The 16,312-nt window shown below is 74.3% G+C and carries 1 protein-coding gene (only partly in view); it reads right to left on the reverse strand.

Annotation, left to right across the window (positions count from 1 at the left end; translation table 11 throughout):
* Positions 1-16,183, reverse strand: partial view of a type I polyketide synthase gene (locus PV796_RS00460; RefSeq protein WP_274910694.1) — the 5' portion only. It extends 12,236 nt beyond the left edge of the window; only the first 16,183 of its 28,419 coding nucleotides appear in the window; it begins with the start codon at positions 16,181-16,183; its stop codon lies beyond the left edge, outside the window.
* Between the last annotated feature and the right edge of the window lie 129 nt (positions 16,184-16,312).

Genomic DNA, 16,312 nt, shown 5'->3' on the forward strand with positions numbered 1-16,312 from the left:
CGCGGCCGGCGGTGCCCTGGACGAGTCCGGCGTCGGGCGTCGCGTCGCGCAGTGCGCGCAGGCCGCGGGTCAGCCCGTCGCGGTCGGCGGCGACGACGGCGGCGCGGCGCTCCAGCGCGGCGCGGGAGGTGGCGAGGGAGTGGGCGAGGTCGGTGGGGTGGAGGTCGGGCCGCTCCTCGACGAAGGCGAGCAGACGGGCGGCCTGGGCGCGCAGCGCGGCCTCGCCGCGGCCGGAGACCAGGACCGGGACCAGGCCCTCGCGCGCAGCGGCGGCGGGCGCGGGGGTGTTGTCGGCGGAGGCTTGTTCGAGGACGGTGTGGACGTTGGTGCCGCTGATGCCGAAGGAGGAGACGGCGGCGCGGCGCGGCCGGCCGGTCTCGGGCCACGGGGTGCGTTCGGTGAGCAGTCCGATGGCGCCGGAGGACCAGTCGACGTGCGTGGAGGGCCGGTCGATGTGCAGGGACTTGGGCACCACGCCCTCTTGGAGGGCGCGGACCAGCTTGATGACGCTGGCGACGCCGGACGCCATCTGGGTGTGGCCGATGTTGGACTTGATCGAGCCGAGCAGCAGCGGCCGTTGGGGGTCGCGGTCCGTGCCGTAGGTGGTGAGCAGGGCGCGGGCCTCGATCGGGTCGCCGAGGGCGGTGCCGGTGCCGTGTCCCTCCAGGACGTCGATGTCGCCGGGCGCGACGCCGGAGTTGGCCAGCGCCTGGCGGATGACGCGTTGTTGGGAGGGGCCGTTGGGGGCGGTCAGTCCGTTGGAGGCGCCGTCCTGGTTGACGGCCGAGCCGCGGATGACGGCCAGCACCTGGTGCCCGTTGGCGCGGGCGTCGGAGAGCCGCTCCAGCAGGACCAGTCCGACGCCCTCGGCCAGCGTCATCCCGTCGGCGCCGTCCGCGTACGCCTTGCAGCGGCCGTCCTCGGCGAGGGCTCGCTGCCGGCTGAAGCCGACGAACGACATCGGGGTGGACATGATGCTGACGCCGCCGGCCAGGGCGAGGGAGCTCTCGCCGTTGTGCAGGGACTGGCAGGCGAGGTGCATGGCGACGAGCGAGGAGGAGCAGGCGGTGTCGAGGGTGACGGCCGGGCCCTCGAAGCCGAAGAGGTAGGACACCCGGCCGGACAGCACGCTGGAGAGCGTGCCGGTGATCATGTGGCCTTCGGAGCCCTCGCTGGTGGGCACGCTGGAGGCGTAGTCCTGGTAGCTGGCGCCGACGAAGGTGCCGGTGCGGCTGCCGCGCTGGGCGACCGGGTCGATCCCGGCGTGCTCGAACGCCTCCCAGGCGGTCTCCAGCAGCAGCCGTTGTTGCGGGTCCATCGACAGGGCCTCGCGCGGCGAGATGCCGAAGAAGCCGGGGTCGAACTCGGCGACGTCGCGCAGGAACCCGCCCTGGACGGAGTAGGTGCGGCCGGCCCGGTCGGGGTCGGGGTCGTAGAGGCCCGCGGCGTCCCAGCCGCGGTCGGCGGGGAAGCCGGAGATCGCGTCGACCTCGTCCAGGGCGATCCGCCAGAGGTCCTCGGCGGAGCCGACCCCGCCGGGGTAGCGGCAGCTCATGCCGACGATGGCGATCGGGTCGTCGGCGGCGGGTGCGCTCACCGTGACGGCGGCGCCGGCGGTTTGCGTACCGGCCAACTCGCCGTGCAGGAAGGCGGCGAGGGCGGCCGGGTTGGGGTAGTCGAAGACCATCGTCGACGGCAGCGTCAGCCCGGTGACGGAGGCGAGCCGGTTGCGCAGGGCCACGGCGGTCAGCGAGTCGAAGCCGACGTCGCGGAAGGACCGTTGGTCGGTGAGGTCCTCCGGGGAGGACAGTCCGAGGACGGCCGCGGCCTCGGTGCGGACGGTCTCCAGCAGGGTGCGCTGCCGCTCGGTTTCGGGCAGGGCGCGCAGCGCGGCGGCGAACTCGCCCTCGGCGGCGGCCCCGGAGCCCTGTTCGGCGGCCGCGGTGAGCGCCCGGACCTCCGGCACCTCGTCGAAGAGCGGGGTGGGGCGGCCGGAGGTGTAGACGGGGTGGTAGGTCTCCCAGTCCACGTCGGCCACGGCGATGACGCTGTCGTCGTCGTCCAGCGCCCGCTGGAGTCCGCCGAGCGCGAGCTGCGGGTCCATGAACTCCAGGCCGCTGCGCCGGATCAACTGCGGGTCGACCCGGCCGAGTTTGAGGTCGTCGGCCCAGATGCCCCAGGACAGCGACAGGGCGGGCAGTCCGCGGGACCGGCGGTGTTCGGCGAGGGCGGCGAGGTAGGCGTTGCCGGCGACGTAGGCGGCGTGTGCGCCGCTGCCCCACATGCCGGCGGTGGAGGAGTACAGGACGAAGGCGTCCAACTCGGCGTCGTCGAGCAGTTCGTCGAGGATCTGGGCGCCGGTGACCTTGGCGTGCAGCACCCGGTCGAAATCGGCCGGGGTGGTGGCGTCCAGGGTGTGCAGCTCGATGGTGGCGGCGGTGTGGACGACGGTGCGGACGGTGCGGCCGTCGGCCTTGAGGCCGTCCAGGAGGGCGGCGACGGCGGCGCGGTCGGTGATGTCGCAGGCGGCGACGGTCGCTTCGGTGCCCGACTCGGCCAGTTCGGCGAGGAGTTCGGGTGCGCCGGGGGCGTCCGTGCCGCGCCGGCTGACGAGTACCAGGTGCTCGGCGCCCTGCGCGGCCAGCCACCGCGCGAGGTGCGGGGCGAGGGTGCCGGAGCCGCCGGTGATCAGCGTCGTCCCGCGCGGCGCCCACCGGCCGGCGGGCCGCCCGGTGGTGGCCTCGGCCCGGACGATGCGGCGGGTGAAGACGCCGGAGGCCCGGATGGCCAGTTGGTCGTCGCTGCCGAGGGCGCCGGACAGGACGGCGGCGAGCCGCTGGGCGGCCCGGGCGTCGAGGGCGGCGGGCAGGTCGACGGTGCCGCCCCAGCGCTGCGGGTGTTCCAGCGCGGCGGTCCAGCCGACGCCGGCCACCTGGGCCTGGACGGGCGCGGTGAGCCGGTCGGCGCGCCCGGTGGAGACCGCGCCGCGGGTCAACGCCCATACGGGGGCGTCGATTCCGGTGTCGCCGAGCGCCTGGAGCAGCGCGATGGTCAGGGCGACGCCGAGCGTCAGCGAGGTGCCCGGCACCGCGCCGGTCCGCTCGGCTTCGGCGAGGACGGAGACGATCCCCGTCGCCTCCTCCGCGCCGGCGAGTCGCGCGGCGAGCACGGCCCGGTCGGTGCACGCCTCGTCCAGGACCAGGCGCCGCACCTCGGCCCCGTGCTCCGTCAACGCCCCGACGACCTCGGCGTCATCGACGCCGTCGGCGGTGACCAGCAGCCAGGTGCCGGTCAGCGACGGGCGCGGCAGGGTGCCGCCGAGCGGCTGCCAGACGACGCGGTAGCGCCAGGAGTCCACCGTGGACCGGTCGCGGCGGGCCCGGCGCCAGGAGGACAGCGCCGGGAGCACGGCGGCGACGGAGTCCTCGTCGGTGCCGAGCGCGGCGGTCAGCGCGGAGAGGTCCGACTGCTCGACGGCGGCCCAGAATTGGGCGTCCTCCGGGTCGGTGCCGGCGCCGGCCTCCGGGGCGGGCGGCACGGCCCAGAGGTGTTCACGCTGGAAGGCGTAGGTGGGCAGGTCCACCAGGGACGCACCGGTCCCCTCGAACACCTGCGACCAGTCGACCTCCACGCCCCGGACGAACGCCTCACCCACCGACAGCAGGAAGCGGTCCAACCCACCCTGCTCACGCCGCAACGTCCCCACAGCGACCGCCGCCACCCCGACCTCGTCCATGGCCTCCTGCACCGCCATCGACAACACCGGATGCGAACTCACCTCCACGAACGCCCGGTACTCCCCCGCCAACAACTCCCCCACCGCATCCGCGAACCGCACCCGCCCCCGCAGATTCCGGAACCAGTAATCGGCGTCCATCCCGGTCGTGTCCAGCCAGTCACCACTGACCGTGGAGAAGAACGGCACCTCAGCCGGCCGCGGCGTCAACTCCGCCAGGGTTTCCAGCAGTTCGTCGCGCAGGTCCTCGACCTGGTGCGAGTGCGAGGCGTAGTCCACCGCGATCCGCCGGGCGCGGACCTCCTCGGCGGTCAGCCTGGCCTGCAACTCGTCCAGCGCCTCGGGTTCGCCGGCGACCACGGCGGAGCGCGGCCCGTTGACCGCGGCTACCGACACCCGCCCCTGGAACGGCTCCAGGCGCGGCTCCAACTCCGCCACCGGCAGCGCGACGGACATCATCCCGCCCCGCCCCGCCAACGACCGACCGATCGCCTGACTCCGCAACGCAACAACACGAGCACCATCCCGCAACGACAACCCACCCGACACCACAGCCGCAGCAATCTCCCCCTGCGAGTGCCCCACCACCGCATCCGGCACCACACCATGCGCCCGCCACAACGCCGCCAACGACACCATCACCGCAAACGAAGCCGGCTGCACCACATCCACCCGCTCCAACGACGGCGCACCCTCAACCCCCCGCAACACATCGAGCAGCGACCAGTCAGTGAACTCCGCCAACGCCGCCGCACACTCGGCGATCCGCTCCGCGAACACCGGCGCCTCATCCAACAACCGCGCCCCCATCCCCACCCACTGCGAACCCTGACCGGGGAAGACGAACACCGTACGACCCTCGACGTCCGCCACGCCGCGGGCGACCACGGGCGAGGGCCCGTCGGTGGCGACGGCGCGCAGGGCCGTCAACGGGTCGGTGTGCGCGGCCGGGACGATCACGGCCCGGTGGGGGAAGCGGGCGCGTGCGGCGACCAGGGAGTGGCCGATGTCGAGCGGGCGGGCGGCCGGTTGGGCCGTCTCGGTGTGGGAGAGGAGGCGGTCGGCCTGGCCGCGCAGGGCGGCGGCGGTGCGGGCGGTGACCACCCACGGGATGGCGCCGCCGACGGGCGACACCGGTGCGGCGACGGCCGCGGCGTCGATGGGTTCCGGTGCCTGCTCCAGCAGGGCATGGGCGTTGGTACCGCTGATGCCGAACGACGAGACCGCGGCCCGCCGCGGACGACCGGTCACCGGCCACTCCCGAGCCTCGGCGAGCAACCGCACCGTCCCCGCCGACCAGTCCACATGCGAGGACGGCTCATCGGCATGCAACGTCCCCGGCAGCCGACCGTGGCGCAGCGCCATCACCATCTTGATGACGCTCGCGATGCCGGCGGCCGACTGGGTGTGGCCGATGTTGGACTTGACCGAGCCGAGCAGCAGGGCGTGTTCGGGGTCGCGGCCGCGGCCGTAGGTGGCCTGGAGTGCTTGGGCCTCGATGGGGTCGCCGAGCGGGGTGCCGGTGCCGTGGGCCTCCAGGGCGTCGATGTCGCCGGGGGCCAGGCGGGCGTTGGCGAGTGCCTGGCGGATGACGCGTTGCTGGGAGGGGCCGTTGGGGGCGGTCAGGCCGTTGGAGGCGCCGTCCTGGTTGATGGCGGAGCCGCGGATGACGGCGAGGACCGGGTGCCCGTTGCGGCGGGCGTCGGAGAGCCGTTCGACGAGGACGACGCCGACGCCTTCGGCGAGGGTCATGCCGTCGGCGTCGTCGGAGAACGCCTTGCAGCGGCCGTCCTTGGCGAGGGCGCGCTGCCGGCTGAAGGCGATGAACGGGTTGGGTGTGGTCATGACCGTGGCGCCGCCGGCGATGGCGAGCGTGGACTCGCCGTTGCGCAGGGACTGGCAGGCCAGGTGCAGGGCGACGAGGGAGGAGGAGCAGGCGGTGTCGACGGTGACCGCCGGGCCTTCGAGGCCGAAGACGTACGCCAGGCGGCCGGACAGCACGCTGGGGCTGCTGCCGGTGACCATGTGGCCCTCGGCTCCGTCGCCCGCGCCGAGGCCGTACTCCTGGTAGCTGGAGCCGACGAACGTGCCCGTCAGGCTGGCGCGGACGGACTCCGGGCGGATGCCGGCGCGCTCGAAGGACTCCCAGGTGGTCTCCAGCAGCAGGCGTTGCTGCGGGTCCATGACCAGGGCCTCGCGGGGCGAGATGCCGAAGAAGGTGGGGTCGAAGGCGTCGGCGTCGTGGAGGAAGCCGCCCTGGGTGGAGTAGGTGGTGCCGGGCCGGTCGGGGTCGGGGTCGTAGAGGTGCTCGGTGCGCCAGCCGCGGTTGGCGGGGAAGCCGCTGATCGCGTCGGTGCCGGAGGCGACCAGGTCCCACAGGTGTTCGGGGGAGCTGACGCCGCCGGGGAAGCGGCAGGCCATGCCGATGATGGCGATCGGCTCGTCGTCGGCGGTGCCGGTGGCGACGGGGCCGGCGACGTCCAGGACCGCGCCGAGGGTCTCCGCGCGCAGGTACTGGGCGAGTTCGAGGGGCGTCGGGTAGTCGAACACCATGGTGCTGGGCAGGGCCAGGCCGGTCGCGGCGGCCAGGCGCTTGCGGAGCTCGACGGCGGTCAGCGAGTCGAAGCCGAGGTCGCGGAAGGCGCGGCCCTCGGCGACGGCGTCGGCGGAGGCGTGCCCGAGGACCGTGGCGGACTCGGTGCGGACCAGGTCGGTGAGCAGGCGGAGTTGGGCGGGTTCGTCGAGGGCGCGGACGCGGGTGACGAGTTCGGAGGCGTCGGCGGTCTCCGGGCCGGTGGGTGCGTCGGCGCCGAGCGCCCGCACCTCGGGCAGGTCGGAGAGCAGGGCGCTGGGCCGGGCGGAGGTGAACAGCGGTGCGTAGCGCTGCCATTCCACGTCGGCGACGGTGACCGTGACGTCCTGCTGCAGCACGGCCCGGCGCAGCTCGGCCAGGGCGGGGGCCGCATCGAGGAGGCCGAGGCCCTGGCGGCGCAGGGTCGCCGAGACGGTGTCGTCGGCGGCCATGCCGGCCTCGGCCCACGGGCCCCAGGCGACGGAGGTGGCGGCCAGGCCGCGGGCGCGGCGGCGCAGGGCGAGGGCGTCGAGGTAGGCATTGGCGGCGCCGTAGGCGCTCTGGTTGCCGCTGCCCCAGACGCCGGCGATGGAGCCGAAGAGGACGAAGAAGTCCAGTGCGTGGTCGCCGAGCAGGGCGTCGAGGTGGGCGGCGCCGGCGAGCTTCGCGGCGGTGAGGTCGGCGAGGTCGGCGGTGGTCAGGGCGTCGACGGGCCCGTAGTGGCCGACGCCGGCGGTGTGCACCACGCCGGTCAGCGGCAGGTCCTCGGGCAGGCCGGCGAGGACCGCGGCGAGCGCGTCGCGGTCGGCGGCGTCGCAGCCGACGACGGTGACCGTCGGCCCGAACTCCGCGAGTTCGGCGCGGAGTTCGGCGGCGCCGGGCGCCTGCGGCCCGCGGCGGCTGGTCAGGACGAGGTGCTGGACGCCGGCGCGGGCCAGCCATCGGGCGACCTCGGCGCCCAGGCCGCCGGTGCCGCCGGTGATCAGGACGGTGCCGGAGGCGGTGAACTCCGCGGCCGCGGGAAGCGTCTCGACGGTGTGACGGACCAGTCGGCGGCCGGCCACTCCGGTCGCCCGCAGCGCCACCTGGTCCTCGCCGTCGGGGGCGTCCTTGACGGCGAGGATCCCGGCGAGGCGCTGTCCGGCCCGTTGGTCGAAGGCGTCCGGCAGGTCCACCAAGCCGCCCCACAACCGCGGGTGTTCCAGGGCCACTCCCCGGCCGAGTCCCCAGGCGGCGGCCTGGAGCGGGCGGGTCACGGGGTCGGCGGGGCCGGTGGAGACGGCGCCGCGGGTCGCGGTCCACAGTCGGCCCTGTGCGCCGGTGTCGACGAGGGTCTGGACCAGTGCCAGGGTCAGTGCCAGTCCCCGGGTGAGCGACGGGTGGCCGTCGGCGGCCCGTTCGTCGAGCGGTAGCACGGACAGCAGGTGGGTGCCCGCGTCCACCCCTTCGGCCTGGGCCAGCCGTTCGGCCAGTACCGCGCGGTCCGTGCAGGCCGCGTCCAGGACCAGGCGCTTGACCCGCGCGCCGTGCGTGCCGAGCGCGTCGGCCAGGCCGTCCAGCAGGGCGGTCTCGTCGGCGGCGGTGGCATCGGAGGCGACCAGCAGCCAGGTGCCGTCGAGGACGGGGGCGGTCGGCTTGCTCAGCCGGGTCCACTCCACCCGGTAGCGGAGGGTGTCGAGCAGGTGCTTCTCCTGGTTGCCGCGGCGCCACGAAGTGAGCGCGGGCAGCAGGGAGTCCAGCGGGGTGAGGTCGCCCTCGCCCAGCCCGAGGATGTCGGCCAGTTCGCGGGCGTCGCCGCGCTCCACGGCGGCCCAGAGCTCCTGGTCGGCGGGGTCGACGGGGCCGGCCGCGGTCGGGGCCGGCAACTGCGGCCAGTAGTGGGCGTGTTGGAAAGCGTAGGTCGGCAGGTCGGTACGGCGGGCGCCGGTCCCGGCGAAGTACGCGGCCCAGTCCACGTCCACGCCGTGCACCTGGAGGCGGGCCGCAGCGGTGGCCGCGGCCGACTCCTCGGAGCGGTCGGCGCGCAGGAACGGCACCAACTCGGCGTCCGTGTCGTCGCCGAGGGTGTCCTGGGCCATCGCGGTGAGCAGCCCGTCGGGGCCCAGCTCCAGGAAGGTGGTGACCCCGGCGTCCCGCAGGGTCCGCACGCAGTCGGCGAACCGCACCGGCTCGCGGACGTGCCGCACCCAGTATTCCGCGGTGCACAGCAGCGTCTCGTCGGCCCGTTCACCGGTGAGGTCGGACACCAGCGGAATCCGCGGGGCCCGGTACGTCAGCCCCTCGGCGACGGCTCGGAAGCCGTCCACCATGCCGTCCATGTGCGGCGAGTGGAAGGCATGGCTCACCCGCAGCCGCTTGGTCTTCCGCCCGCGCGCGGTGAAGTCCGCGGCGATCTCCTCGACCGCGTCCCGGTCGCCGGAGACGACCACCGAAGCGGGCCCGTTGACGGCGGCGATCGCCACCGCGTCGGTGAGGTGCGGGCGGACCTCGTCCTCGGTGGCCTGGACGGCGACCATCGCGCCGCCGGTCGGCAGCGCCTGCATCAACGACGCGCGCGCCGCCACCAAACGGCAGGCGTCCTGAAGCGTCAACACCCCGGCGACGTGCGCCGCGGCGATCTCGCCGATGGAGTGCCCGGCCACGAAGTCAACGCGGACGCCCCAGCGTTCCACCAACCGGTACAGTGCGACCTCGATCGCGAACAGGGCCGGCTGCGTCCAACCGGTCTGGTCCAACAGCGCGGCCTCGTCGCTGCCCGCGGCGGCGAACACCACCTCGCGCAGCGGCCGGTCGAGCAGCGGGTCGAGCACGGCGCACACCGCGTCGAACGCCGCCGCGAACTCCGGCTGGGCGTCGTGGAGTTCACGGCCCATGGCGGCGCGCTGGCTGCCCTGTCCGGTGAACAGCACCGCGGTCCGGCCGCGCCCGGCGGCCTCACCCTCGACGACGGCCGGATCGGGCCGGCCGGTGGCGAGCGCGCCCAACGAGGCGAGCAACTGCGCACGGTCCTGCGCCACGACGGCGGCCCGCTGCTCGAAACGGGACCGGGTGGTCGCGAGGGAGAGGGCCAGGTCGACGAGCGCCGTCTCCGGCTGCCCCTGGAGGTGCGCCAGCAGGCGCGCGGCCTGGCCCCGCAGGGCGTCCCGGCTGCGCCCGGAGAGCAGCAACGGTACGGCGCCGGGCGTGCGTTGCGGCGCCGTCGTCGCGGGCGCCGTCGCCTGCGGCGCCTGCTCGACGATGACATGGACGTTGGTGCCGCTGATGCCGAACGAGGAGACACCGGCGCGCCGGGCCCTCCCCGTCTCCGGCCAGGCGGTCTGCTCGGTCAGCAGCTCCAACGCGCCCTCGGACCACTCCACGTGCGAGGACGGCGCGTCGACATGCAGGGTCCGCGGCACCACACCGTGCCGCATCGCCAACACCATCTTGATCACGCCGGCGACACCAGCCGCCGCCTGCGTGTGCCCGATGTTGGACTTGATCGAGCCCAGCAGCAGCGGGTTCTCAGGATCGCGGTCACGACCGTAGGTGGCGATCACGGCCTGGGCCTCGATCGGGTCGCCCAGCGTCGTGCCCGTCCCATGCGCCTCGACCACATCCACCTCACCCACAGACAAGCCACCACTCGCCAACGCCTGGCGAATCACGCGCTGTTGGGACGGACCGTTGGGAGCCGTCAGACCGTTGGACGCACCGTCCTGATTAACCGCCGAACCACACACCACAGCCAGGATCTGATGACCGTTACGGACCGCGTCGGACTGGCGCTCCAGCACCAGCATGCCCACGCCCTCGGCCCAGCCGACCCCGTCAGCCGCGTCCGCGAACGCCTTGCACCGCCCATCGGGCGACAGTCCCCGCTGCCGGGCGAAGTCCACGAACACCGCCGGCGTCGACATCACCGTCACACCACCGGCCAACGCCAACGAGCACTCACCACTGCGCAACGCCTGCATCGCCCAGTGCATCGCCACCAACGACGACGAACACGCCGTATCCACCGTCACCGCCGGACCCTCCAAGCCCAGCGTGTAGGCCACCCGACCCGACGCCAGACTCGGCGAACTCCCACTGCCCTGAAAACCCTCGAACTCCGGACTCGCCAACATCGCGCTGTAATCGCTGTACATCACACCGGCAAACACACCCGTCTGACTACCGCGCAACGACACCGGATCAATACCAGCCCGCTCAACCGCCTCCCACGACGACTCCAACAACAGACGCTGCTGCGAATCCGTCGCCAACGCCTCCCGCGGACTCATCCCGAAGAAACCCGGATCGAACTCCCCCGCCTCATGCAGAAACCCACCGGAACGGGTGTAGGACGTGCCGGGGTGGTCGGGGTCCGGGTGGTAGAGCGACTCGACGTCCCAACCGCGGTTGGTGGGGAATCCGGAGACGGCGTCGCTGCCCTCGGTGAGCAGGCGCCACAGGTCCTCGGGCGAGGTGACGCCGCCGGGGTAGCGGCAGGCCATGCCGACGATCACGATCGGATCGTCCGCGACCGCCGTGGCGACCCGCGCCACCGTCGTCATCTCGGCTTCCGTGCCCAGCAGTTCGTCCAGGACGTAGGCGGCGAGGTGGCGGACGGTCGGGTAGTCGAAGACCAGGGTGGCGGGCAGCCGCAGGCCGGTGACGGTGTTCAGGCGGTTGCGCAGTTCGACGGCGGTCAGCGAGTCGAAGCCGAGGTCGCGGAAGGCGCGGCCGGCGTCGACGTCGCCGCCGGTCGCATGGCCGAGGACCAGCGCGACCTGGCCGCGCACGAGGTCCAGGAGCAGTTCGTCGCGGCCGGCCCGGTCGAGTCGGCCGAGGCGCTGGGCGAGGTTGCCGGCGGTGGCGGAGCCGGCGACGGCGGCGCGACGCGCGCGGACCCGGATCAACGACCGCAGCAGCGGCGGGATTTCGCCCTGCGCGCGGAGGGCGGGCAGGTCCAGGCGGACGGGCACGCAGGTGGCGTCGGCGCCGGTCAGGGCCGCGTCGAAGAGGGCGAGGCCCTGCTGTACGGAGAGCGGCGGGACGCCGGAGCGGGTGAGCCGGTCGGTCTCGGCATCCGTCAGGGTGCCGGTCATGCCGCCGGTCTGCTCCCACGGGCCCCAGGCCAGCGACAGCGCGGGCAGGCCCTCGGCCCGCCGCCGGACCATGAGCCCGTCCAGGAAGGCGTTGCCGGCCGCGTAGTTGGCCTGACCGGGGCTGCCGAAGACGCCCGCGACGGACGAGAAGACGATGAACACGTCCAGGGCGAGATCCCGGGTGGCCTCGTGCAGATACCAGACGGCATCCACCTTCGGCCGCAGCACCGCGGCCAGCCGCTCCGGGGTCAGCGCGCCGACCATCCCGTCGTCCAGCACACCCGCCGCATGGATCACCGACGACACCGCATGCGCCGCGACCAGCTCCGCGACGGCGGCCCGGTCGGTCACATCACACGCGACCACCTCCGCCCGCGCACCCACCTCCGCCAACTCGGCCACCAACTCAAGCGCACCCTCGGCCCGTTCACCACGACGACTGACCAACAGCACATCCCGCACCCCGTGCTCAGCCACCACATGCCGCGCCACCACCGCACCCAGACCGCCCGTACCACCAGTGATCAGAACCGAGCCCGCGCCGCTGAACGTCACACCGGCCTCGCGGTCGCCCTCCGAGGGCCGGCGGACCAGGCGGGCCGCCCGCAGTGCGTCGCCGCGCACGGCGAGCTGCGGCTCGTCGGAGGTGAGGGCGGTCGGCGGGAGGGCGGCGGGGTCGGTCTCGGGGTCGAGGTCGAGCAGGGCGAAGCAGCCGGGGTTCTCCGACTGCGCCGAGCGCACCAGACCCCACACCGCGGCCGCGGCCACGTCCTCGCCGGTCGTCGCGCCTCGGGTCACGAACACGAACCTGGCGTCCGCGAAGGCCGGTTGCTCCAACCGGGCCCGCACCAGTGCCAGGGCCCGCCGGGTCAGCTCGTGCACCGCCGCCGGGACATCGGTCGAGTCATCGGACCCGCGCTCCTTGGGTACGGACTCGTCGGACACGAGTTCGTCGGAGACGGCGAGCGGCAGCAGAACGGTGCTCGGGGCCGGGCCGTCCGCGGCGGCGAGGGCGGCGAGGTCCGGGTGGGTGGTGGCAGCGAGGCCGGGGTGGGTCGCGAGCCCGAACGCGTCGGTACCGACGAGCGCCACGGTGCCGGCGTCGGCGGCGGCCGGGTCCACGGGGATCCAGTCGAGGCGGAAGAGGGCGTCGCGGGCGAACGCGGCCGCGGTGTCGAGCCGGTGGGAGTCCATCGAGCGCAGCACGAGCGAGTCGACGGTGAGCACGGGTTCGCCGGTGCCGTCGGCGACGGTGAGGGCGAGGGTGTCGTCGGCGACCGGGGTCAGGCGGACGCGGAGGGTGGTGGCGCCGGTGGCGTGGAGGGTGACGCCTTCCCAGGAGAACGGGAGGCCGCCGCGGCCGCGTTCGCCGAGGGCGGTCAGGGGCGCGGCGTGCAACACGGCGTCGAGCAGGGCGGGGTGGATGCCGAACGCCTCGGCGTCGGACCGGCCGGCCTCCGGCAGGGCGACCTCGGCGTAGACCGCGTCGGCGTGCCGCCAGGCGGCGCGTAGGCCCTGGAAGAGGGGGCCGTAGGCGAAGCCGGCGTCGGCGAGCCGGTCGTAGTGGCCGTCCAGGGGCAGCGGTTCGGCGCCGGCCGGGGGCCAGGCGGTCGCGTCGAGGGCGGTGTGCGGCTCGGTGGCGGGGGTCGGGTCGGTGGTGGCGAGGACGCCGGTGGCGTGGGCGGTCCAGGGGGTGTCGTCGCCGGTGTCGGGGCGGGCGTGCAGGGTGAGGGTGCGGCGGCCGGCGGCGTCGGGGCTGCCGATCCACAACTGGACCTGGACGCCGCCCTGTTCGGGCAGGAGCAGGGGCGCGGCGAGGGTGAGCTCCTCGACGCGGTCGCAGCCCACCTCGTCGCCGGCGCGGACGGCGAGTTCGAGGAAGGCGGTGCCGGGCAGCAGGGTGGTGCCGCGGACGGTGTGGTCGGCGAGCCAGGGGTGGGTGTGCCGGGAGAGGCGGCCGGTGAGGAGGGCGCCGCCCGCGTCGGCGAGGGAGACGGCGGCGGAGAGCAGCGGGTGGTGGGCGGCGCCGAGGCCGGCGGAGCGCAGGTCGGCGGCGCTGCCCTGGGGGGACTTGGGCCAGTAGCGGCGGCGTTGGAAGGCGTAGGTGGGCAGGTCGGTGCGGCGGGCGCCGGTGCCGGCGAAGTAGGCGGACCAGTCGACTGGGGCGCCGTGGACGTGCAGGCCGGCGAGGGCGGTGGCGAGGGTGTGTTCCTCCGGCCGGTCGGCGCGCAGCGTGGGCAGGGCGACGGCGTCCGCGTCGGTGGCGTCCAGGCAGGTGCGGGCCATGGCGGTCAGCACGGCGTCGGGGCCGAGTTCGAGGAAGGCGGTGGTGCCGTGCTGGGTGAGCCAGTCGAGGGCGTCGGCGAAGCGGACGGCGTGCCGGACGTGGTCGACCCAGTAGTCGGGGGAGGTGAGTTGGGCGACGGTGGCGGGCTTGCCGGTGAGGTTCGAGACGACCGGCAGCAGCGGGGGGTGGAGGGTGAGGCCGGCGACGACGGCGCGGAAGGCGTCGAGCATCGGTGCCATCAGCGGGGAGTGGAAGGCGTGCGAGACGCGCAGCCGGCTGGTCTTGTGGCCGTCGGCGGCGAGCCGTTCGGCGAGTGCGGTGACGGTGGCCTCGTCGCCGGAGAGGACGACGGCGGTGGGGCCGTTGACGGCGGCGAGCGAGACGCGATCCTCGTGGCCGGCGAGCAGCGGGGCGACGGTGGCCTCCGGTGCCTGGACGGCGATCATCGCGCCGCCTTCGGGCAGGGCCTGCATCAGACGGCCGCGGGCGGCGACGAGGGTGGCGGCGTCGGCGAGGGAGAGGACGCCGGCGAGGTGGGCGGCGGCGATCTCGCCGACGGAGTGGCCGGCGAGGTGGTCGGGGCGGACGCCGAGGGACTCGATGAGCCGGTAGAGCGCCACTTCGATGGCGAAGAGGGCTGGTTGGGCGTACTCGGTGCGGTCGAGGAGGGCCGCGTCGGTGCCCCACAGCACCTCGCGCAGGGGGCGGTCGAGGTGCGGGGCGAAGGCGTCCAGTGCCGCGTCGAGGGCGGCGGCGAACGCCGGGAAGCGGACGGCGAGTTCGCGTCCGGCGCCGAGGCGTTGGGCGCCCTGGCCGGTGAGGAGGACGGCGATCCGGGTCTCGGGGCGTGCGGTGCCGGTGATCCAGGCGGGGGCGGTGGCCGCCGGGTCGTCGGCGTCGGCGAGTGCGGTGAGGCCGTCGGCCAGTTCCGAGGGGTCGGTGGCGAGCAGGACCGCGCGGTGTTCGAGGCCGGCGCGGGTGGTGGCGAGGGAGTGGCCGAGGTCCAGCGGGGTGGGGTGGGGCTGGGTGGTGAGGGCGGCGCGCAGGGCGGCGGCCTGGCCGCGGAGGGCGTCCGGGGTGCGACCGGAAAGCAGGACGGGGACGACGCCGGGTGCCGCGGCGGGGGCGGCCTCCGGGGCGTCGTCGAGGTCCTCGGGCTGGGGTTCCGGGGCCTGTTCGAGGATGGTGTGGGCGTTGGTGCCGCTGATGCCGAAGGAGGAGACGGCGGCGCGGCGGGGTGCCCCGGTGGTCGGCCAGTCGGTGGTGTCGGTGAGCAGCCGTACGGCGCCCTGTGTCCAGTCGACGTGCTGGGTGGGTTCCTCGGCGAGGAGGGTGCGGGGCAGGACGCCGTGCCGCATCGCCATGACCATCTTGATGACGCCCGCGACGCCGGCGGCGGCCTGGGTGTGGCTGAGGTTGGACTTGACCGAGCCGAGCAGCAACGGCCGGTCGTCCGGGCGGTGTTGGCCGTAGGTGGCGAGCAGCGCCTGGGCCTCGACGGGGTCGCCGAGCGTCGTGCCGGTGCCGTGCGCCTCGACGGCGTCGATGTCGCCGGCCGACAGTCGGGCGTTGACCAGGGCCTGCTGGATGACCTGTTGTTGGGACGGGCCGTTGGGGGCGGTCAGGCCGTTGGAGGCGCCGTCCTGGTTGACGGCGGAGCCGCGCACCACGGCGAGGATGTCGTGGCCGTTGCGGACGGCGTCGGAGAGGCGTTCCAGGACGAGGATGCCGACGCCCTCGGCCCAGCCGGTGCCGTCGGCGGTGTCGCCGAAGGAGCGGCAGCGGCCGTCGGCGGAGAGCCCGCCCTGGCGGCCCATCTCGATGAAGGTGCCGGGCCCGGACATGATGGTGACGCCGCCGGCGAGGGCGAGGGTGCACTCGCCGGACCGCAGTGCCTGGGTGGCGAGGTGGATGGCGACGAGGGAGGAGGAGCAGGCGGTGTCCACGGTGACGGCGGGGCCGACCGTGCCGAAGGTGTAGGAGATGCGGCCGGACAGCACGCTGCCGGTGTTGCCGGTGAGTTGGAAGCCCTCCGCGCCGTCGGCGGGGCCGACGCGGTAGTCCTGGGCCATGGCGCCGATGAAGACGCCGGTGCGGCTGCCCTTCACGGACGTCGGGTCGATGCCGGCGCGTTCGAACGCCTCCCAGGCGGATTCCAGGACCACGCGCTGCTGCGGGTCCATGGCGACCGCCTCGCGCGGCGAGATGCCGAAGAAGTCGGCGTCGAAGTCGGGGGCGTCGTGCAGGAATCCGCCGGACGCGGTCGACGTGGTGGACAGTGCCTCCGGGTCCCAGCCGCGGTCGGTGGGGAACGGGCTGACGCCGTGTTCGCCGGCCTCGACCCTCCGCCAGAGGTCCTCGGGGCTCCGAACGCCTCCGGGGTAGCGACAGGTCATGCCGACGATGGCCACCGGCTCCTGGGCCGCCGATTCGAGCTCGCTGACCCGTCGCCGGGTGCGTCGGAGGTCGGTCGTCGCCAGCTTGAGGTAATCCCGGAGTTTTTGTTCGTTGTCCATCTCAACTCAACCCATCTCGACAGCCGACGGCCGCACGTGAATGGCGTCCGACTTCTCCACGCCGCGCGGGCGGTACGTTCGGATCGCCACCTGGATTCGCCACTCACCGGCGGAATCCATGTGGCGAGT

It is taken from the genome of Streptomyces sp. WZ-12, assembly GCF_028898845.1.
GTDB lineage: Bacteria > Actinomycetota > Actinomycetes > Streptomycetales > Streptomycetaceae > Streptomyces.